Origin of the sequence: Mycolicibacterium austroafricanum (assembly GCF_902705885.1) — a bacterium.
GTDB classification, from domain to species: Bacteria; Actinomycetota; Actinomycetes; order Mycobacteriales; family Mycobacteriaceae; genus Mycobacterium; species Mycobacterium vanbaalenii_A.
On record NZ_CACSIP010000011.1, the window covers coordinates 66,878 to 88,813 of the forward strand.

5 protein-coding genes are annotated in these 21,936 nt (G+C 70.2%); all 5 read right to left on the reverse strand.

Annotated elements, in window-relative coordinates; translation table 11 throughout:
- Positions 1-7: 7 nt before the first annotated feature.
- From BEMPMBAN_RS08605 to BEMPMBAN_RS08625, 5 genes are read right to left on the reverse strand one after another with little or no spacing between them, the layout of a single operon-like run.
- Positions 8-4,468: a beta-ketoacyl synthase N-terminal-like domain-containing protein gene (locus BEMPMBAN_RS08605; protein ID WP_425294952.1), complete on the reverse strand. Its 4,461-nt coding sequence runs from the start codon at positions 4,466-4,468 to the stop codon at positions 8-10.
- Positions 4,462-9,894, reverse strand: a complete 5,433-nt coding sequence (locus tag BEMPMBAN_RS08610) for a type I polyketide synthase (protein WP_159229946.1) — start codon at positions 9,892-9,894, stop codon at positions 4,462-4,464. The genes BEMPMBAN_RS08605 and BEMPMBAN_RS08610 overlap by 7 nt, the downstream gene beginning before the upstream one ends.
- Entirely contained in the window at positions 9,894-15,371 is a 5,478-nt protein-coding gene (locus BEMPMBAN_RS08615) for a type I polyketide synthase (protein WP_159229947.1), read from the reverse strand. Before BEMPMBAN_RS08615 ends, BEMPMBAN_RS08610 begins: the two co-directional genes overlap by 1 nt.
- 6 nt (positions 15,372-15,377) lie before the next feature.
- Entirely contained in the window at positions 15,378-20,168 is a 4,791-nt protein-coding gene (locus tag BEMPMBAN_RS08620) for a type I polyketide synthase (protein ID WP_159229948.1), read from the reverse strand.
- On the reverse strand, positions 20,165-21,901 hold the full coding sequence (locus BEMPMBAN_RS08625) for an AMP-binding protein (RefSeq protein ID WP_200845920.1): 1,737 nt from the start codon (positions 21,899-21,901) through the stop codon (positions 20,165-20,167). The genes BEMPMBAN_RS08620 and BEMPMBAN_RS08625 overlap by 4 nt, the downstream gene beginning before the upstream one ends.
- Between the last annotated feature and the right edge of the window lie 35 nt (positions 21,902-21,936).

A 21,936-nucleotide genomic window follows, 5' to 3' on the forward strand; every position in this document is an offset into this window, starting at 1 on the left:
GTTCCCATCACGAAAGGTCGACCAGAGCCAACTCGCCGTCTGCCGAATCGGCGTCCTCCTCGGCCAGCGCGGCCCGGACGATGTCCAGCAGCGCCGACGAGTACTGACGGGCAAAGGATTCCACATCGGTGGGTCCGAGTCGGCGACTGTCGTACCACCAGTCCAGGTGCAGCACCCCGGCGACGCGGAAGACACGCAGCTCCAGGGCGTGGCCGAGGCCGGGCAGCACGTCGCGGATCGGCATCGCCGTGTCCGAGTCGAATCGCACAGGTGCGTCCTCGGGCTGGTCGGCCGGTGCGTCGGGGATGGTCCCGATGTGCGAGAACAGGATGTCGGCGGGACGGTGGGCACCGAGCACGCGGGCGGTGGGGGCATACATGTACCGCAACAGGCCGTATCCGATCCCGTAATGCGGTACCGCCTTCAACGTGTCCCGAACGTCCTCGAGCAGCTGCGTCGCGCTGGTCTGCTCGGTCGATGCGCAGGTCAGTGCGACCGGGTGGATGGTGGTGAACCAGCCGGCGGTGCGCTGCAGATCGACGTCCGGCTTGAGCACCGACCGTCCCCGGCCACCGAGATCGACGGCGACGGTGCCTTCGCCGATCACAGTCGCGAACGTGCGTCCCAGCGCACCGAGCAGGATCTCCTCGATCGGCAGCCGAAGCCGGCGGCGTGCGTCGTCGACCTCACCGGTGTCGGCAGCCGACAGCGGTGACGAGAACCGCACCAGGTCGTCGGTGCCGGGCGGTTCGGCGGCTTCGGGGCCGGCCACTCGCAACGACGGTTTCGCGGCAACCTCGAGCCAGTAGTCGCGGCTGTCCAGCACGGCGGGATGGCTGGCCAGTGCGGCGCAGCGCTGTGACCATTCCCGCCACGAGGCGGGCACCGGCGCCAGGACGATCTCCTCGCCCGACATCCGCTGGTTGAACGCGGTGAAGATGTCGGTGATCAGCACGTCACGCGAGACGTCATCGCCGGCGATGCCGTGTACCCCCAGCGTCAGGTAGGACGACCCGCCGCCGGTGCCGCGGATGAACGTCGCCGTCAGCGGTGAACTCAACAGCTGGTGCTCGCGGAGTTGCTCGTCCAGGATCGCCTGCACCGCCTCGCGTTCCTGCGGACTGCCCGACGAGACACCGTCGGGCAGCTGCCGGGTCACCAGCTCGGTGAACTCGCCCGGCTCTGCGATGTGCTGGTCCCACGTGCCGGCACGCTCCACGAGGTGCACCCGCAGCGCGTCGTGGACACCGGTGAGGGCGGTGAGCACCGCCCGCACGTCGTCCTCGGTGACGTCTGAGCGCAGATGCAGGATCACCGGGGTCCGCCAGCGGCCCACATCGCGCAGGCCGTGCTCGAGGAAGTAGGCCACGTTCGGTGGGACGGGCGGATGGACGGCATCGTCGAGGCTCTGGCGGGCCAGCCCGCCCTCGGCGTAGCGGGCCGTCAGCACCTTGGCCAGTGACGCCACCGTCTGGTTCTCGTAGAGATCCTGCGGGGTGAGGTCGAGGCCTTCATGGCCGGCGGTCATCGCGACGCTGATCGCGATCAGCGAATCTCCACCCAGTTCGAAGAAGTTGGCGTTGCGGTCGATGTCGGACAGACCGAGGCACTGCGACCAGATGCGCAGCATCGCCGTTTCCACCTGCGACTTGCCGCCCGCCGTCGCCGGTGGCGCCCCGGTGGCGGTGCCCGCGTCGGCGATGCCGGTGGCACCCGCGCCTCCGGTCAGCCACGCCGCGCCGGCGTTGTGCTCCACCCAGTGGCGCTGCTTCTGGAAGGGGTAACCCGGCAGCGTCACCAGCGTCGGGTTCTCGTCGGATCCCTGGCCGGGGTTCAGATCGACGTCGACGCCTGCCGCCCAGAGCTGACCGAGCGCCAGCAGGAAGGTGTCGTGGTCGCTGCGGTTCTGCGCCTGGTGACGCATCAGCCGCACGGCGCGGTGCCGTTGCGACCATCGCGGGTGCCGACCCGCCGAGGACGTCAACGTGCCGCCGGGGCCGACCTCCACCAGGACCCGATCCGGATCGGCCAACAGCATGTCCAGTTCGTCGGCGAACCGCACCGTGGCCCGGATCTGGCGTGCCCAGGTGCCCGGGTTGGTCGCCTCGGCAGCCGACATGGTGGTGCCGGTGATGTTCGACAGCAACGGAATCTGCGGTTCCCGCAGCGTCATCCGGGACAGGAATGCGGTGAACTCACCGACCACCGGATCCATCAGCCGCGAATGGAACGCGTGTGACGTGCGGACCCGGCGGGCGACGATGCCCTTCTCGGCCAGGGCTGCCTGGAATGTGCGGATGGCGTCCTCGCTGCCGGCCACCACACTGCTGCCCGGGTCGTTGATCGTGGCCAGATCGACGTCCGCGGTGAGATGTTCGGCGATCGCCTCCGGGCTCAGCGGGACCGCGACCATGACGCCGCGCGGCGCGGCGTGCATCAGGCGGGCCCGCATCGACACCACCTTGACCGCGGTGTCCAGATCGAAGACGCCGGCCAGGGTGGCGGCCGGGTACTCACCGATGCTGTGTCCGGCCATGATCGACGGTTGCACGCCGTAGGACTGGATCAGCTTGGCCAGCGCGTACTCGACGGTGAACAGCGCCGGCTGGGCGCGGTCGGTGTGCTCGAGGTTGCGACCCACCCCGTCGAAGATCTCCGCGCGCAGGTCATAACCCATCTCGTCACTGAAAGCTGTTGCGCACTCGTCGAAGTGACGGGCGAAGACCGGTTCGCTGTCGTGCAGACCCCGGGCCATCCCGATGTGTTGGGCTCCCTGGCCGGGGAACAGGAATGCGACCCTGTCCCCGGCGGTCTCGGAGGTGTCCCAGTCGGCCTCCCCCGTGCCGATGAAGACGTTGTCGGTCTCGGCGGCGCCGAGCACCGCCGTCGCGTCCTGCTGATCGTGCACCACCGCGGCGAGCCTGATCGGCTCCTTACGCCGCCGGGCGAGCGTGTAGGCGGCGTCGGGAAGGCGGAATCCGTCGGCCTCCGAGGTCGCTGCCAGTTCGTCGGCCAGGGCTGCCCGTGCCTGGGCGAGCGACTCTTGGGTCTTGGCGGACAGCACCAGCACCTGGGGGCGCGAGGGCGAGGCGGCCGGCACCCGGTCGGACGCCGTCGGCGCTTCCTCCAGCACGATGTGCGCGTTGGTGCCGCCGACACCGAACGAGCTGACACCGGCACGCCGGATCCCGTCCGCCTCCCACGGCCCGTCCGCACCGCGCACCCGGAAGGGCCCGCGGTCGACGTGCAGTTCGGGGTTCGGGCTGGTGTAGTGCAGGGTCGCCGGGATCGCCCGGTGCTCCAGGCACAGGATCGCCTTGATCAGGCCGGCGATGCCGGCGGCGGTCTCGAGGTGGCCGATGTTCGACTTGACGGAACCGAGATAGCAAGGGCCGCTGCGGGTTTCCTCGGAAAGGTCAAAAGCCTGGCGCAACCCTTCGATCTCGATCGGGTCGCCCAGCGGGGTGCCGGTGCCGTGGGTCTCGATGTAGCTGATCGACGATGCGTCGACCCCGGCGACCGCGTGCGCCTCGGCGATCACCTCGGCCTGGCCCATCGCGTTCGGCGCGGCGTAGGTCATCTTGGTCGAACCGTCGTTGTTCAGCGCCGAGCCGCGGATCACCGCATGGATGCGGTCACCGTCGTCGAGTGCGTCCTGCAACGCCTTGAGCACGACGACGCCGACCCCGCTGCCGAAGATGGTGCCGTCGGAGCGGACGTCGAACGGACGGCAGTGCCCTGTCGGCGACACCATCGTGCCCTGTTCGTACCAGTAGCCGACCCGGTGCGGGATCCGCAGCGACGAGCCACCGGCGAGCGCGATGTCGCACTCGCCGTTGAGGATCGACTGGCATGCCAGGTGCACGGCCACCAGCGACGACGAACACGCCGTCGCCACCGACAGCGCGGGTCCCCTGAAGTTGAACTGGTGGGCGACCCGGGTCGCCAGGTGGTCCTTGTCGTTGGACAGCGACAGGTTCACCATCTCGAAGCTGGCGCCCTGCCCGATCACCATCATCGGGTCGTAGTTCGACATCAGGTTGTGCAGAAGATAGCCGCTCGTGGAACTGGTCCCGAACACGCCCACGGTGGCCTCGAGTTCAGCCGGGTCGTATCCGGAGTCCTCGAGCGCGTGGTAGATCGACTGCAGGAACAGCCGGTGCTGGGGATCGAGGGTGCGGGCGGCGTACGGGGTGAAACCGAAGAAGTCCGCGTCGAACTCCTCGATGCCGGACAGCAACGCCGCACGGCGTACGTAGGACCGATTGGCCAGCGAACGCTCGGTGACACCGGCGGCGAGCAGGTCGTCCTCGGAGAGGTCGACGATCGATTCCACCCCGCTGCGCAGGTTGCGCCAGAATGCCGACACGGAGTCCGCGCCCGGGAACCTTCCGGCCATGCCGATGACGGCAATCGCGTTGTCGGGGATGTCCCCGGCCGGCGAATTCCCTGTACTGCTGGTCACGATCGTGGTCCCACTTTCCGCCGCGATGCGGCTCGTTGACGTGCTGCGGCACGCTGCTGTGCCCGATCACGCAGGGCGTTGGGGCGTTCGGAGCTGTCTTCTTCGGCAAGCCCGAGCTGACGGATCAAGTCGAGCGCCACATCGGTCAGCGAGGCACCCTGCAGCAGCAGGGCGACCGGCGGCTCCACCCCGAAGTCCCCGCGGATGGTGTTGCGCATCCGCACCGCCATCAGCGAGTCCAACCCCATCTCGGTGAGCGGCCGGCCGGTGTCGACGGCACTGTCGTCCGAATAGCCCATGACCGCCGAGATGCGCCGGCGCAGCCGGGCCAGCACGACGCGGTTGATCTCCGCGGCGTCCATCTCCTTGAGCGCCTCGGCCCCGCCCCAGTCCTCGTCGTCGTCGTCGCCGCCGAGCGCGCCTGCGAGGTCGGCGAAGAAACCGATCTGGTGGATCTCGGGGAACGCCGCCGCTGCCCGGTCCAACCGCAACCGGGCGACGCCGACCCGCGAGAAGCCTGCGGCCAGCACCCCACCCAGTGCGTCGACCCCCTCGTCGGGGGTTATCGGATCCAGGACGGAGAAGCGCAGCGAGCTGGCCAGACCCACCTCGGCCCACTGACCCCAGTTGATCGCGGCCCCGGGCAGTCCGGCCGCCCTGCGCCATTCGACCAGTGCGTCGAGCCAGGCGTTCGCGCAGGCGTACGCCGCCTGGCCGGGTGAACCGAGCAGGGACGCGACCGAGGAGAACCCGACCCACCAGTCGAGGTCGGCGCCGGCGGTGACCTCGTGCAGCCGCAGTGCGCCGGTGACCTTCGGAACCCAGATGCGGTCCAGGCTCTCGCGGGTCAGGCCGACGACGAGCTCGTCGTCGAGAACCGCCGCCGAGTGGATCAGACCGCGCAGCGCCATCCCGGTGTCTTCCGCTGCGGCGACCAGCCGCTCGGCGACGCCGGGCTGCGCGACGTCACCGAGCACGGTGACGATCTGGGTGCGCTCCGCGAGCCGGTCGAGGTCGGCCTGCACCTCGTCCGACGGGGCGCCCCGGCCGTTGAGGACCACGCGTCCCGCCCCGCGGTCGACCAGCCACCGCACCACTGCCATGCCGACCCCGCCGAGCGCGCCGGTGACGATGTAGGAACCGTCACCGCGGACCACCACATCCCCCGTGGCGGCGGGAAGGGTGGCGCGGGAGAGCCGCTCGACGTAACGGGTACCGCCACGCCAGGCGATGACGTCTTCGGTGTGGGCGCCGTCGCCGTCGCTGTCGAGCTCGGTCGCGAGCGTCTCGACGAGGTCCGGAGCACCGGCGTCTTCGCTGACATCGAGCAGTGTCGCGCGCAGATCCGGGTGCTCGTAGGCGAGCACCCGGACCAGCCCCTTGAGGCTGCCGATTCCCGGATTGCCCGCAACCGCAGGCGTTTCCGGGCTCTGCCCGACGACCAGGCCGCCCCGGCCGACCAGCCAGAGCCGCGGTGGCCTGCCGTGCCAGCTGCCGACGATCGCGCGCACCGTGCCCGCGATCCCCCAGATGAGGTCGCGCGCATGCGTCAGGCCGCCCGTTGCATCGGTGCCGTCGAACTCGGGTTGGTCGACCATCACGATCACGCCGGCCGGCGGCAGATCCGGATCCGCGGTCGCCGCGGCGAATGCGTCCCGCACTGCGGATTCGTCGCCGAGGTCGGCGGTCATCACCCGACGGGTCGGGCCGCCGAACCGATTCGCGAACTCCTGCGCGGTGGTCATCGCTGCCGCGCCGTCCGCCAGGATCAGCCAGCTGCCGGTCTGCGAGCCCGCCGGGCTGACGGGTGACTCGACCCATCTGGTGTCGAAAATCTTCTGCGACAACGGCAGCGGCACGGTGCGCCGCTGAATGCGTTTGAGGTGCACACCGTCGACGCGGGCCAGCACGGCGCCGGTGTCGTCGGTGATGGTCACCCGGCCCGTCGCGTCACCGCTGTCCTCGGCGACACCGACGAGTTCGGCACGGCACTTGGCCCGTCGGCCGATGTCGCCGAACACCCGGATGGACCCGAAGCCCACGGGCAGGTACGTGACATCGGTGGCGTCGGCGAGAACCTCGTCTCCCATCGCGGCGGCCAGCCCCTGCAGTGCGGCGTCCAGCAGGACCGGGTGCAACACGATGCCCCGGTGCGGTGTCGCCTCGTCGGGCAACACGATCTCGGTGTCGGCGGTCCCGCTGCCACGCACGATGCGGGTCAGCGCGGCGAACGCGTGCGCGTGATGCGCACCGGTGCGACGCAGAGCGGTGTAGAAGTCCGACGGCGAGACCGGCGTGCCCTCCCCCGCCGTTGCGGTGATCCTGCCGGGTGCGGTCGGCTCGGCTGCAGCGCGGACCTTGCCGACGGCGTGCCGGGTCCAGGTACCTGCCTCGGACCGTGAGTGGATCTCGACACGCTGAGTGCCGTCCTCATCGGTGACGATCTGCGTGGTGAGCCTGGTGTGTTCATCGAGCGGAAGCATCTGCTCGACCTCGACCTCGACCTCGACACCGGTGGCGGGCAGGCCCAGTGCCTCGCAGCCGGCAGCCAACGCGATCTCGACGAAACCGGCGCCCGGCATTACGGGCAGGCCGTGCACGATGTGGTCGGCCAGCCAGGGATGCGCGTCCAGGCCCACATCGGACTGCCAGACGTGGCCGTTGCCCGCCGGCAACTCCACATGCATCCCCAGTAGCGGGTGGGAACCGGAGAACTCGCGTCCGGCCGAGCGGTCCACCATCCAGTACGGCTCGTGCTGCCACACCGTCGGCGGCACATCGGCGACCCGGCCCTCGGTCCCTTCCGGAGCCGCCGCCGCCGGTGGCCGCACCGCGGCCAGCTGCGAGTGGAATGCCAGCATCTCGGGCTGGTCGCGGTTGACGGTCGCACCGACGTGGAACGTCCGGCTGGTCGGCTGTGCGCTCAAGGTGTCACTGATGGCGTGCGTCAGCAATGGATGCGGGCTGATCTCGATGAAATTGCTGTTGTCAGCGGCGGCATCGTGCACCGCCTGGCTGAACCGCACCGGGTTGCGCAGGTTGGCCGCCCAGTAGTCCGCGCTGTACAGCGGCGCAGAACCTGCGTACGCCACGGTGGACACCAGCGGGATCTTCGGCGCCGCCGGAGCCAGGTAGGACAGGGCGTCGCGGAGCTCCGGCAGCACCGGGTCGATGGTCGGGTGGTGCGAGGCCACGTCCACCTCGATGCGACGGGCCAGCTTGCCCTGCGCATCGACCATCGCCACGAGCTCGTCGACCTGCTCGGGCGGACCCGCGATCACCGACTGCTTCGGTGAGGCGTACACCGCCACCGTGACGTCGGGGCGGTCGGCGATCAGCCGTTCGGCCGCCGTCGCGTCCAGCTCCAGCAGCGCCATCGCGCCCTGACCCGACAGCCGCTTCATCAGCCGTGTCCGGGTGGCGATCACGTCCAGGCCCTCGGCAGGGGTCAGCGCACCCGCCACCACCGCGGCGGTCACCTCCCCCATCGAGTGGCCGATCACCGCGTCGGGTGCGACGCCGTAGGACCGCCACAGCGCGGTGAGCGCCAGTTGCATCCCGACCAGCACCGGCTGGATGCGGTCGATCCCGACGACCGGCTCACCGGCCTCCAGCACCTGGCGCAGTGAGAATCCGACCTTGTCGACGAACGTGGGTTCCAGCTCGTCGACGGCCGCGGCGAAGGGGGGCTCGGACACCAGCAGCGTCTTGCCCATGCCGGCCCATTGCGCGCCCTGCCCGGAATACAGGAACACCGTCCCCGATCCCGTTCTGGCGTCGTGCGCCGCGACCACACCGGGGGCCGGTTGACCCGCGGCCAGCGCGCGCAGGCCGGTGACCGCGTCGGCGTGGTCCCGGGCGCACACCGTGGCGATGGTGCTGTAGCGGCTGCGGTGATGATTCACCGTGTAAGCGATGTCGGCGAGCGGCACCTCGGCGCCGTCGTTTTCCAGATAGTCCGCCAGCGCCTTGGCGGACGCCGCCAGCCGGGCCGGGGTCTTTCCGGACACGACGAGCGTGGTCACCGTCGGAGCTGACGCCGGCGCGGCGGGCACCACGTCGGGGCCCTGCTCCAGCACGATGTGGGCGTTGGTACCGCCCATACCGAACGAGGAGACCGCCGCGCGCCGCGGGTTCTCGCCCGCCGGCCACCCGGCGGGTTCGGTCGGCACGAACAGGCGGGTGCCCGAAGGATCGATCGACGGGTTCCACTTCTCGAAGTGCAGGTTCGGCGGGATCGTTGCGTGCTGCAGCGTCAGCACGGTCTTGATGAAGCCCGCGATACCCGCGGCGGCCTCGAGGTGGCCCATGTTGGTCTTCACCGCGCCGAGCGCACACGGCGCGTCGCCCTTGCCGTACACCGCGGCCAGCGCGTCGAACTCGATGGGATCGCCCAGACCGGTTCCGGTGCCGTGGGTTTCGACGTAGTTCACCGTCGCCGCGGGGACGTCGGCCGAGCGCAGGGCCCGGCTGATGACATCGCGCTGCGAGGGCGCGTTGGGTGCGGTGAGACCGTTGGAGCGGCCGTCCTGGTTGACCGCCGAACCCCGCACCACCGCCAGCACCCGGTCCCCGTCCCGCACGGCGTCGGTGAGCCGCTTGAGCACGACCACGCCGGCCCCTTCGCCGCGAACGAAACCATCGGCGCGGGAATCGAATGCGTGACAGGCGCCGCGCGGCGACAACATGCCCCACTTGGCGAGCGCCAACTGGGTCTCGGGACGCAGGCTCAGGCTGACCCCTCCGGCCAGTGCCAGGTCGCTTTCGCGCATCCGCAGGCTCTGGCAGGCCAGGTGGATCGAGATCAGCGACGACGAGCACGCGGTGTCGACGGCCACCGCCGGGCCCTTCAGGCCCAGCAGGTAGGAGATCCGACCGACGGTCACGCTGTGCGCGTTGCCGGTGGCCGAGTAGGCGTCGATGGTGTCGGGGTTGCCGGCCGACGAGCTCTGATACTCGTTGTAGTAGACGCCCATCATGACCGCGGCACGCAGCTCACGCACCTGGTTCGTGGCGATGCCGGCGTTGTCGAGCGCCTCCCAGGCCACCTCCAGCAGCACCCGCTGCTGGGGGTCCATCGCAGCGGCTTCCCGCGGCGTGATGCCGAAGAACTCGGCGTCGAAACCGGTGATGTCGTCGAGGTAGGCACCCCATTTGGTGGGCATCCGGCCCGGAGCCATCGGGTCCGGGTCGTAGTAGGCGTCGCCGTCCCAGCGGTCGGCGGGGACCTCGATGACGGCGTTGGTGCCGCTCTCCAGCAGTTCCCAGTAGCTGTCGGGCCCCGTCACCCCGCCGGGAAGGCGGCAGCCGATGCCGACCACGGCGATCGGTTCGGCCCCCGCGACGCGGGACGCCTTCTCGAACTGCTCCGCCAGCTTGTCGCGCTGCTCGGCGGTCATGCCCGAGATCCTGTCGAAGGTCGTCTTCATCAGATAGCGCCCTCACTACCGGCCGTGGCCGAATCGACTTCGGATTCAATACTTTCGAACAACTCGTCGAGCACACTGAAGGAGTCCGAGCTGTCCTCGGATCCTTCTGTTTCTTCGGAATCTTCGGCGGCCTGCTGCATCGGCGCCAGCAGTTCGGCGACGAACTCCGACATCTGCGAGATCGACGGGTGATTCCACAACATCGTCGCCGACAGGTCGATGCGGACCAGCGCCTTGGCGTCACGCAACAGGTTCATCGCCATCATCGAGTCCAGCCCCAGCTCCGGGAACGGCATGTCGAAATCGACGGCGTCCTCCGGCATCCCGAGTTCCCTGGCGAGGATCGCCCGCAGCCGCATCCGCAGCTCACTCACCGTCTGCTTGTGACTCATCGACGCCCAGTCGACAACATCCGTTGTCGCCGAAGTCGTCTCGTCAGCAGCCGGAGCGGATACCGACTCCACCGCCGTGTAGGCGAGACCGCGGATGTCCACGCTCGTCGAACCGTCGGCGGCCTTGACGAGAACATCCACGACCAGCCCGTCGGCCTCCCCGGCGCGTCGGTACACCTCGACGACGCCGTGCCCGGCGGTCAGCCCGGCGGCCACCTCGACGCTCTCGACCCCGGCGGGCAGCAGCAGCTGGTCGTTCGCGGCGTCGGCGAGCCGGGCGACGTGCACCGCGGCGTCGATCAGCGCCGCCGACAGCGACACAGCTGACTCCGCCGACTCCGGCAGCTCCACGTCGGCGCGAACCCCCGCCGCGGTGGTGGCGCACCCGGTGACCGTCCATGTGAACGGCTGGCCCTCCACGCCAGAGGCCTGCTGCAGGGCAGCGATCGAGGCCCCGTCGAACTTCTCGGCCCCGGGGCTCTGATCACCCTGCGGGGTGTCGCCCGGCGCCGTGCTCAGCTCGGCGCCGGCGTGCCTGGTCCAGCGCTGCTCGGGGCTGTCGGGACCCGGGCTCGACCACACCGACAGTGAGGTCGCGTCGGCCACCACGTGGATGGCCTTCGGCTGGTCGGCGACGATCGGGTACTCGAACCGCACGTCACCGACCACGCTCGAATCGGCGAACTGCGCCGCGGCTGTCGAAAGTGTCTGCAGCAGAACCGAAACCGGCACCACCTCGACACCACGGACCCGGTGAGCGACCGGGTACGGACGCGCGTCGGGCAGCAGCCGGGCACGCCACAGATGATCGTGGGTGGTGCCGGTGACCGGCTCGCCGAGCACCGTGCCCCAGGCCGGCGTGGGCAGCGCCTCGAGGTCGCCGCTGTCAGCTCCAGGTGCGCAGACCAGATGATCGAGCACCTTGACCGCGGCACGCATCCGGTAGGCGTCCGCCAGCCGGGCCCAGTCGGCGCCGGCCACCACGGTGTGCACCCCGGCGTCGGGGCTGAGCACCGCCGGCAGCAGCCGGATCGCGACGTCGTTGGGCATCGGTTCCAGGCCTGCGGCCTTCATCTGGGGCTGGGCGTCCGACCACGACTTCCACAGCCCCCAGTCGACGACCGTGGCAGCCAGGCCCAGCGCCCGACGCGCATAGCCGAAGGCGTCGGCGAACGCGTTCGCGGCCGTGTAGTGCGCGACCGCCCGCGAGCCGAGCAAGCCGGTGATGGACGAGAACAGCACGAACCGGCGGACCGGCGTTTTCAGCGTCAGCTTGTGCAGCACCACCGCGGCGTCGATCTTGGACCGGAACATCGGGTTCACGTCGTCGTCGGTCATCTCGGTGAGCAGTGCCTCACCGCCGGCCAGGGACGCGAGGTAGACGCCGTCCAGCGGCGGCAGGTCGGCACCGAATCGGTCGAACACCGCGGCCATGGCGGTCTCATCGGCGGCGTCCGCGGCGACCTCGACCAGCGTCGTCCCACTGTCGGCGAGCTCGGCGGCCAGCTCGGCGAGCCCGGTGCCGCGCCGGGACACCGCGACCACCGTCGAGGCACCCATCTCGGCGAGTTGGCGGATCAGGTACGGCCCGACGTTGCCGGTCGCCCCGACCACCATATGGCTGGTACCGCTCTCCAGCCTGGTCAGTGCGGCGGCCGGCAGCGGATGCGGCTGCAGACGGGGCACCCGCCGCTCCCCGCTGCGGTACACCACCTGATCGTCACCGTCGGGTTGGTCGGCCTCGGCCGCCGCCTCGGCCTTCAGATACTGCGCGAGGAGCTCCGGCGGAACGGTGTCGTCGACGTCGACGAGGCCACCCCAGAACTCCGGATGCTCCAGCGCCAGCGTGCGTCCCTGTCCCCACAGCACGGCGTGCGCCGGGTTGGCCCGGTCACCGTCGGCGATCGGCTGGGCGTTGCGGGTGACCACGAACAGTCTGGGCGCGGGTGCCGCACCGGCCAGCGCGACGACCAGACGGCGCAGCTCGCCGAACACCTGGTAACCGGCGGCCGCGTCGAGGCGTCCCGAGGGCGTCGACGGTGCATAGACCACGTGATCGACCCCGGTCAGCGCGGCGCGTACCGAGCCGGCCGAGTCGTCGTCGGCGAGCACCGACAGCGGCAGCGAGCGCGACTTCGGCCCGAGCAGCTCCGCGAGGTCGGCGCCGGATTCGTCGGACAGCACCAGCCACGATCCGTCGGCCCCGGCGAGACCCAGTTCGCGTACCGGCCAGCTCAGCCGGTGGAACCACTTGTGGAAACCCCCGTCCGGGTGCGTCGAGGACACTGCGGCGCCGTTGTGCTGCACCGGTTCCGGCTTCTTGGAGGTCTGGATCCAGTGGTGGGTGTGGTGCCACGGCGTTGCGGGCAGCTGGACCCGCGGGCCGGGCCGGTGCGGCACCTTCGGCGGGCGCACCGTGTGGGTGGCGTTCAGGTTGGTATGGAACGCCACGGTGTCGTTGGCGTCGCGCTGGAGGGTGGCGAGGCTCAGATGGGAGGTGGCGTCCGGATTCTCGCCTCCGGCGAGGCCGGCCAGCGTGTCCTTGATCGCGTAGCCGAGCAGCGGGTGCGGGCTGACCTCCACGAAGGTCGCGTTGTCGGCGCCCGCGGTGGCCACCGCGCGTGCGAACCGCACCGGGTTGCGCAGGTTGGCCACCCAGTGGGCGGCGTCGAAGACGCAGGACCCGTCGGTGGGCCGCTCGTCGGTGGTGACGATGATCGGGATCGTGGGCTGCCTGGACGTCAGCCCCGCCAGCTCGCTGCGCAGGTCGTCGAGGATCGGATCGATGATCGGGTGGTGCGAGGCCACGTCGACGTCGACCCGTCGGGCCAGCCGGTCCTGGGCATCCACCACTGCGATCGCGGCGTCGACCTGCTCTGGCGGTCCGGCGATCACCGTCTGGTGCGGCGAGGCGTACACGGCCACCGTCAATCCGGGATGCTCGGCGATCAGTTCCTCGGCGGCTGCGGCGTCGAGTTCGAGCAGGGCCATCGCGCCCTGCCCCGACAGCCGCTTCATCAGCCGCGACCGGGTGGCGATCACCTTGAGGCCGTCCGCCGGGGTCAGGGCCCCGCCGACCACCGCGGCGGTCACCTCGCCCATGGAATGTCCGATCACGGCGTCGGGCGTCACACCGTAGGACCGCCACAGCGCGGTCAGGGCGAGCTGGACGCCCACCAGCACCGGCTGGATCCGGTCGATGCCGACCACGGTTTCTCCCGAGGTCAGCACGTCGCGCAGCGAGAAGCCGACCTGCGCGACGAAGTCGGGTTCCAGTTCGTCCACGGCCGCGGCGAACGCCGGCTCGTCGGCCAGCAGTCGCCTGCCCATGCCGGCCCACTGCGAGCCCTGTCCCGAGTACAGGAACACGGTGCCCGGCCCGAGGGAGGGGTTGTTGGGCCCGACAACGCCCGGGGCGGGATAGCCACCGGCGAGGGCACGCAGCCCGGCGATCGCCTGTTCGCGGTCGCACGCCGCGACGGTGGCGAACCTGGCGTGCTGAGCCCGGCGGTGGTTCAGGGTCTCCGCGACGTCCGCGAGGCCGGCGGCCGCGCCTGCGGGTGTCTGCAGCCAGTCGGCCAGACTGCCGGCCTGCGACGCGATCCGGGCCGGGGTCTTACCGCTGACGATCAGCGTGCTGATCGGCGGTTCCGGTTCGGCTGCAACCACTTCGGCGTCGGGCGCCTGTTCGAGCAGGATGTGGGCGTTGGTCCCGCTGACGCCGAACGACGACACCGCCGCACGGCGCGGCCGGCCCGCCGGGGTGGTCGGCCATTCGAGTGGCTCCGCGGCGATGGTGAAGCGCGACGCCGCCTCACCGGCTTGCGGGGTCAGCTTCTTGAAGTACAGCTGTTTCGGGATGAAGCCGTGGTGGACGCTCAGCACGGTCTTGATGAAGCCGGTGACGCCGGCCGCGGACTCCAGGTGACCCAGGTTGGTCTTTACCGAACCCAGCACCAGGGGCGCCGACTCCTGGCGGTCCCCGTAGACGGTGCCGAGCGCGTCCAGCTCGATCGGGTCGCCCAGTGCGGTGCCGGTGCCGTGCGCCTCGATGTAGTCGATGTCGGCGGGCGCCAGCCGGGACGTCTCCAGCGCCTTGCGCATCAGCTCCTGCTGCGCCGGGCCGTTGGGGACGGTCTGGCCGCTGCTGGCGCCGTCCTGGTTGACGGCCGAACCGCGGACCACCGCGAGCACCCGGTCCCCGTCGCGCAGCGCGTCGGTCAGCCGCTTGAGCACGACGACGCCGCAGCCCTCGCTGCGGACGTAGCCGTCGGCGTCGGCGTCGAAGGTCTTGCACAGGCCGTCGGGGGCCAGCATCCCCCACCGCGAACACGCGATGTTGTTCTCCGGGCTCAGGATCAGGTTGACCCCGGCGGCCAGGGCGTGGTCACTCTCCCGGCGGCGCAGGCTCTGGCAGGCCAGGTGGATCGACACCAGCGACGACGAACAGGCGGTGTCGCTGACCACCGCGGGCCCGCGGATCCCCAGGAAGTACGACAGCCGGCCGGCCGCGAAGTTGGGCGCGTTGCCGAACGGGATGTACGGGTCGATGTCCTCGGGACGCAAGGTGCCGACCACCGAGTGGTAGTAGTCGTTGGTGGTCAGCCCGACGAACACGCCGGTCGCCGACCCGCGGAGGGTCCGTGGGTTGATGCCCGCGTTCTCCAGCGCCTCCCAGGCCACCTCCAGCAGCAGCCGCTGCTGAGGGTCCATCGCGGCGGCCTCGCGCGGGGCGATGGAGAAGAACTCCGCATCGAACTCGTCGGGCTGCCACGACGTCAGGAAACCGCCCTCGCGGTTGCAGATGGTGCCGGGCACGGTGTGGTCCGCCGAGTAGAACTCGTCGGCGTCCCACCGGTCGGCAGGCACCCGAACGACACCACTTTCGCCGTCGGACAGCAACTTCCAGAACTCGTCGGCGTTGCCGACACCACCGGGCAGCCGACAACCGATGCCGACCACGGCGATCGGCTCGGTCTCCGCCTGCTCCGCGATCTCCAGCCGCGCGCTCAGATCGTCGATCTTGCGCAGTGCCTCGGTGATGATCGCCCGGCGATCCGGCGATGCTGGCGATGTTTGGGTCATGTCGCTCTAACTCAATCTTTCGGACAGTCTGGCGAGGAGTTCGTCCTCGGCCAGGTCGTCGTAGGCGTCTTCCGTGACGTTGCTGGCGGTTGCGACCCCGTTGTCGGTACCGGCGGTCTCGATTATCTCAGGAAGTATCGACGCCAGATAATCGGTGAGGGCTTCGATGGTCGGATAGTCGAAAACCACCGAGGCCGGGAGCACCTCGCCGAGGCTCTCGCTCAGCGACCGCTGCAGGGTCACACTCATCAGCGAATCCATGCCGAACTGGAAGAACCCCACCGTCGGATCCATGGTGTGTGCCGAGGTCCGGCCCATCGCGGCCGCGACCTGCGCGCTGACATGATCGGCGAGCAGATCGATCCGCTGCTCGGGCTCACACTCCCGGAGTTGCTTCCGGAACGTGGTGTCCGACGACAGCGCGACGGACCCGTCGACCGTCTCGTCGTTGAGCAGGTCGTCGAGTATGTGCAGCTCCGCACGGGTGCGATAGGCCGTGGCCAGCCTCGGCCAGTCGGCGGCGACGACCGTGGCCCGGGCCGGCGCCTGAGGCCCGACAAACGACCGCAACGCGGTGATCGCCACCGCGTCCTCCATCGGTTCCAGCCCCGACTCCGCCGTCGCCTGGCGCTCGAACCCGGTCTGGACGTCGGCCAGCGACTTCCACAACCCCCAGTTGATCGCGCACCCGGGGAGCCCCGCGGCGCGCCGGGCGTAGGCGAAGGTGTCCAGGTAGGTGGTGGTCGCGGCGTAATGCGCCAGCCAGCGGGAGCCGAGCACCCCGGAGATCGACGAGAACAGCACGAACTGCTGCACCGGGTGGTCCAGGGACAGCTTGTGCAGTGCCGCCGCCGCGTCCATTTTCGGCCGGAACATCGCGAGGACGTCGTCGTGCGTCATCTCGGCCAGGGTCACCGGACCGCCGCTCATCGCCGCGAGATAGATACCCGCCAGCGGCGGCAGGTCGGTGCCGAACCGGTCGAACAGCGTCCGCAGCGACGCCTCGTCGGCGGCATCGGCGGCCGCGGCGACGACCGTGGTGCCGCGGGGCGCCAACCGGGCGGTGATCTCGTCGAGCCGGGTGCCCGGGTTGCGGGACACCGCGACGACGGTCCGCGCGCCCATCGTCGCGAGCTGCTCGATGATCTGCGGGCCCAGGTTGCCGGTCGCGCCGATGACCAGATGGGCGCCGTCGGGATCGAGGGCTTCGGCCTCGGGCGCGGCGGCGGGCGGCAGCGCGTGCACCAGTCGGGCCACCCGGCGGGTGCCCGCCCGGAACACGATCTGGTCCTCACCGTCACTGGCGTGGGCCTCGGCAGACACCCAGCGGGCCGCGACCACCGCAGGCACCGATTCGTCGATGTCGACGACCGCGCCCCAGATCTCCGGGTGCTCCAGGGCCAGTGTGCGGCCCAGACCCCACAACACCGCGTGCGCGGGGTTGGCACGGTCCCCCTCGGCCGTGGGCTGCGCGTTGCGGGTCAGCAGGAACAGCTTCGGCCCCCGGTCACTCGCGGCGGCCGCCGAGGCGACGACGCGGCCCGTCTCGAAGATGCGGTAACCCAGCTCGTCGTCGTCGCTCACCGGGGGCGCGTACAGCACGTGAGTGGCCTTCGTGACGGCCTCGGCGAGCGCGACCGGCTCCGCTGCCGCGGGCGACGTCGTGACCGAGGAGCGCTCCCCCAGCAGCGTGGCCAGCTGGCCGGCCACCACGTCGTCGCCGATCACCAGCCAGCGGCCCTCGACGGGGTCGACGTTCGGGTCCGGTGCCCCGACGAGGGGTTTGACCGGCCAGGTGAGTTCACAGAACCACTCGGGTGGAACGATGCTGTCCGCCGGCAGCGCGCCGGCGTGGCCACCACCGACCCGGCGCAGCGGGCGTACGTCCACCCAGTGCCGGGTGCGGTGCCACGGGGTGGCGGGCAGCACGGTGTGCGGTTCGGCGCCGAGCGGGGACTGTGGCGGGCGGGAGGTGTGGGTGGCGTTCAGGTTGGCATGGAACGTGACGGTGTCGTCGGTGTCGCGCGCCAGCGTGCCCAGCGTCAGGTGACCCTGCTCCCCCGCCAGCGTGTCGCTGATCGGCTGACCCAGCACGGCGTGCGGGCTGACCTCGATGAAGGTGCCGTGATCTGTCGCCGCGGCGGTGATGGCCTGGCTGAACCGGACGGGCCTGCGCACGTTGTCCACCCAGTAGTCGGCGTCCAGTACCGGCGACGACGCCGGATCGGTGACCGTGGACAGGAACGGCAGCGTGGGGATGCTCGGCCGCACATCGGCCAGCGCGGCGCGGATGTCCGGCAGCACCGGGTCCATCAGCGCGGTGTGCGACGCGACCACCATGTTGACCCGGCGGGCGAAGGTGTTCTGTGCCGTGACCGCGGCGATGACGGCGTCGACCTGGCCGGGCAGGCCCGCGACCACGGTCTGTCGCGGCGACAGATGACCCGCGATCTCGACGCTCGGGTGGTCGGCGATCGCGGCGACGGCGGCGTCGGCGTCGAGGGTGAGCAGTGCCACGGCGCCCTGCCCGGCGAGGCGGGACATGATCGCGGATCGCTGTGCGATCACCTTGAGGCCGTCGGCGAGGGTGAGCGCTCCGGCGACGACGGCCGCGGTGACCTCGCCCATGGAGTGGCCGATCACCGCGTCGGGATGTACTCCGTAGGAACGCCACAACTCGGTCAGCGCCAGCTGAAGACCCATCAGCACCGGTTGCACCTGGGCGTCGCCGCTGACGGGTTCCCCGCCGGTGATGATGTCGCGCAGCGAGAAGCCGACCTGCTCGACGAACACCGGTTCGATGTCGGCCAGCGCCTGGGCGAACACCGGCTCGTCGGTGAGCAGCCGTCGCGCCATGCCGGCCCACTGCGAGCCCTGCCCGGAGTAGACGAACACGGTGCCCGGCTTGGGACTGCCCGATGCTGCGCCAACCACGCCGGGGGCCGACTGCCCGGCCGCCAGGGCCCGAAGTCCGGCGACCGCCTGCGCGGTGTCGCGTGCGACGACGGTGGCGAACGCGCCGTGCTGGGAGCGGTGGTGGTTGAGGGTGTGCGCCACGTCGCTCAGCGAGGCCTCGGCGCCGGGGCCGGTCATCCAGTCGGCCACCATCGCCGCCTGCGATGCGATGCGTTCGGGTGTCTTGCCCGACACCACGAGGGTCGTCACCGCGGGTGCCTCGGCCGCGGGCGACGGAATCGTCACCGGCGCTTGCTCGATCACCACGTGGGCGTTGGTGCCGCCGAACCCGAAGGAGGAGACCCCCGCCCGCCGCGGCCGGCCTGCCGGCGCCCAGTCGGTGTGCTCGTCGACGACCTTCAACCGCAGTTTGTCGAACGGGATGTGCGGGTTCGGGTTCCGGTAGTCCAGGTTCGCCGGGATCTTGTTGTGCTGCAGGGACAGCACGGCTTTGGCGAAGCCGGCGATGCCCGCCGCGGCCTCGAGGTGACCGAGGTTGGACTTGACCGCGCCGATCAACAACGGGGCGTCGGCTGGGCGGCCCTTACCCAGCACCGTGCCGAGCGCGCGCGCCTCGATCGGGTCCCCCAGCAGGGTTCCGGTCCCGTGCGCCTCGACGTAGTCGACCTCCCGGGGGCTCACCCCCGCCGTCGAATACGCCGCCCGCAGCACCGCCATCTGCGCGGACGGATTCGGCGCCATCAGACCGTTGGAGCGCCCGTCCTGGTTGACCGCCGACCCGCGGATCACTGCCAGCACCCGGTCTCCATCACGCTGAGCGTCGGAAAGCCGCTTGAGCACCGCGACCCCGCAGCCCTCGCCGCGGACGAAACCGTCTGCGTCGGCGTCGAAGGCATGGCACTGTCCGGTCGGCGACATCGCCTCGGCCTGGTCCAGGCTGCGCGTGCCTGCGGGTGAGAGCAGCAGGTTCACGCCGGCGGCCAGGGCGAGGTCGGAGTCGCCGGTGCGCAGGCTCTGCGTGGCGAGGTGAATGGCCACCAGCGACGACGAGCACGCCGTGTCGATGGTCACCGAGGGGCCGCGCAGATCGAAGAAGTAGGACACCCGGTTGGCGATGATGCTGATCGAGGCACCGGTGCCGTACCAGGCGTCCACCCCGCTCAGATCCGTCGAACCCAGCTGCGCGTAATCGCCGGCACTGGCTCCGGCGAACACGCCGGTGCGGCTCTCGGCGAGCGCATCCATCGGGATGCCCGCATGTTCCAGTGCTTCGTGGGTGACCTCCAGCAGCAGCCGCTGCTGCGGGTCCATCCGGGTGGCCTCCCGCGGGATGATCTCGAAGAACTCCGCGTCGAATGCGTCGATGTCACGCAGGAACGAACCCCATTTGGTGGTACCGGCCAGCGCGGCAGCGCCCTCGGGTGTGCCGTCGTCGAACCACGACCAACGGTCCTCGGGAACCTCGCGCACCGAGGATCGCCCCTCGGTGAGGAAGTCCCAGTACGCGTCCGGGCCTTCGATGTTGCCGTCGAGGTCGGGACCGCCGGGCAGGCGCAGACCGAGGCCGATCACGGCGACCGGTTCGTCCATCGAGGCCGGGCGATCCTGGTCGGCGGCGTCCCCGACGGGCTCGACCTCGCCGCCCGTCAGGTACTTGGCCAGCGCGTCGACCGTCGGGTACTGCCAGAAATCCACCGGGGAGACGGTGCGTCCCAAAAACTCCGACAACACACCGGTGAGGACCACCGCGTCCCGCGACCCCACCCCGAGGTCGTGCATCGACGCTCCGCGGTCGATGTGCTCCGGACTGCAGCCGTTATTCGTGACCAGGTAGTCGACCAACCAACGACGAACAGCAGCCTCGTCGAAAGCAGAGGTCATGTAGTGACGTCCAGACGACTGAAACCGTCGTTGCGGTACAGCTCGACAGATGCGGCGCGGCGAACCTTGCCGCTGGTCGTCAACGGAAGCGAACCGGGCCCGACCAACGCGAGGTCGGCGAGCCGGACACTGTGGGTCATCGAGATGGCCGAGGTGACCTGCTGCTTGACCGATTCCAGCACTTCTGGTTCGACCTGCTTCTTCAGCTCGGCGATCACCACCAGCTTCTCGGTGGCGTCGTCGGGAACCGAGATCGCCGCCACCCGACCCCCGGTGAACTCGGCGACGGTGGCCTCGATGTCATCGGGATAGTGGTTGCGGCCGTCGACGATCAGCAGATCCTTGATTCGGCCGATGATGAACAGCTCGTCGTCGAACATCACCCCGAGGTCCCCGGTGCGCAGCCACGGACCCTTCGGGGTTCCCGCGGTCGGCTCACCCAGCTGGGCGGCGAACAACTCGCTCAGCTTCGGGTTGTGCCAGTAACCGGCGGCAACATGGTCACCGTGCAGCCAGACCTCGCCGATCTTGCCCGCCGGATTCTCCACGCAGGTGTCGGGATCGACCACCCGCGCCGTCGTCGACCGCACGGCGCCGCACCCGATCAGCTCTGTGCCGGACGCACCTGGATCTTCACACCGCTCCGCATGCCCGGCGGCCAGCTTCTCGACGTCGAAGCGCACCGAGGTGGGCGGACGGCCTCCCGCCGACGCCGCCACGTACACCGTCGCCTCGGCCAGGCCATAGGACGGGCGCATCGCCGAATCCGGGAGCCCGAACGCGGCGAACCGTTCGTTGAAGCGACGGACCGTCGATCCGTGCACCCGCTCGGCGCCGTTGATCATCACCACCACGCCGCTGAGGTCCTTGTCCGCGAGGTCCTCGTCGCGGGTCCGCTTGACCGCCAGCTCGAAGGCGAAGTTGGGGGCCGCGGTGAAAGCGCTGGTGTTCGAACCCAGCTGTTGCATCCAGCGCGACGGCTTCTGCATGAACGCGATCGGGCTCATCAGCACCGCCGGACGACCCAGCACCATCGGGATGAACACGCCGACGATCAGACCCATGTCGTGATAGAAGGGCAGCCACGACACGATCGTGGTGTCCTCCGGCACGCCGGCCGGGTAGGCCTCGTAGTAGTCGGCCAGCAACTGCTCCAGGTTGACGACGACGTTGCGGTGGGTGACCACCACGCCGGCGGGGCTGCGCGTCGACCCCGACGTGTACTGCAGGTAGGCCGTCTTGGGGAGCGACGCCTGCGGTGCCGGCTTGGGCGGGGAGTCGAAGTCGAGCGAATCGACCTCGATGAATTTGGGCGACCGCTGCGCCGGGCCCGCCTGACCGTATCTGCGGACGTCGTCGACGACGGCCGAAGTGGTCAGCACCACCACCGGCTCCGAGTCCTTCATCGCGCCGGTGACCCGCTCGTCATGATGACGCGTCTGCGGCATCGACAGCGGGACCGCGACGAAGCCGGCCTGGATGGCGCCGAGGAAGCCGACGATGTACTCCAGGCTCTGAGGCGCCAGGATCACCGCCCGGTCCCCGGGGGAGCCGGCCTTCGCCAGCTTCTCCGCGACGATCTGGGCGCGCTCGTACACCTCGGACCAGGTCAGGCTCTCGGACACCCCGGCGGGGTCGGCCTCGTAGTCGACGAAGGTGTACGCGATGTCGTCGGGCTGCTGCCGTGCGCGGTCGGCGAGCACCGCAGGGATCGTGGCATCAGAGGGCGGCATCAGTGAATCCTTTCGAATCGACTCCCGACATGTCC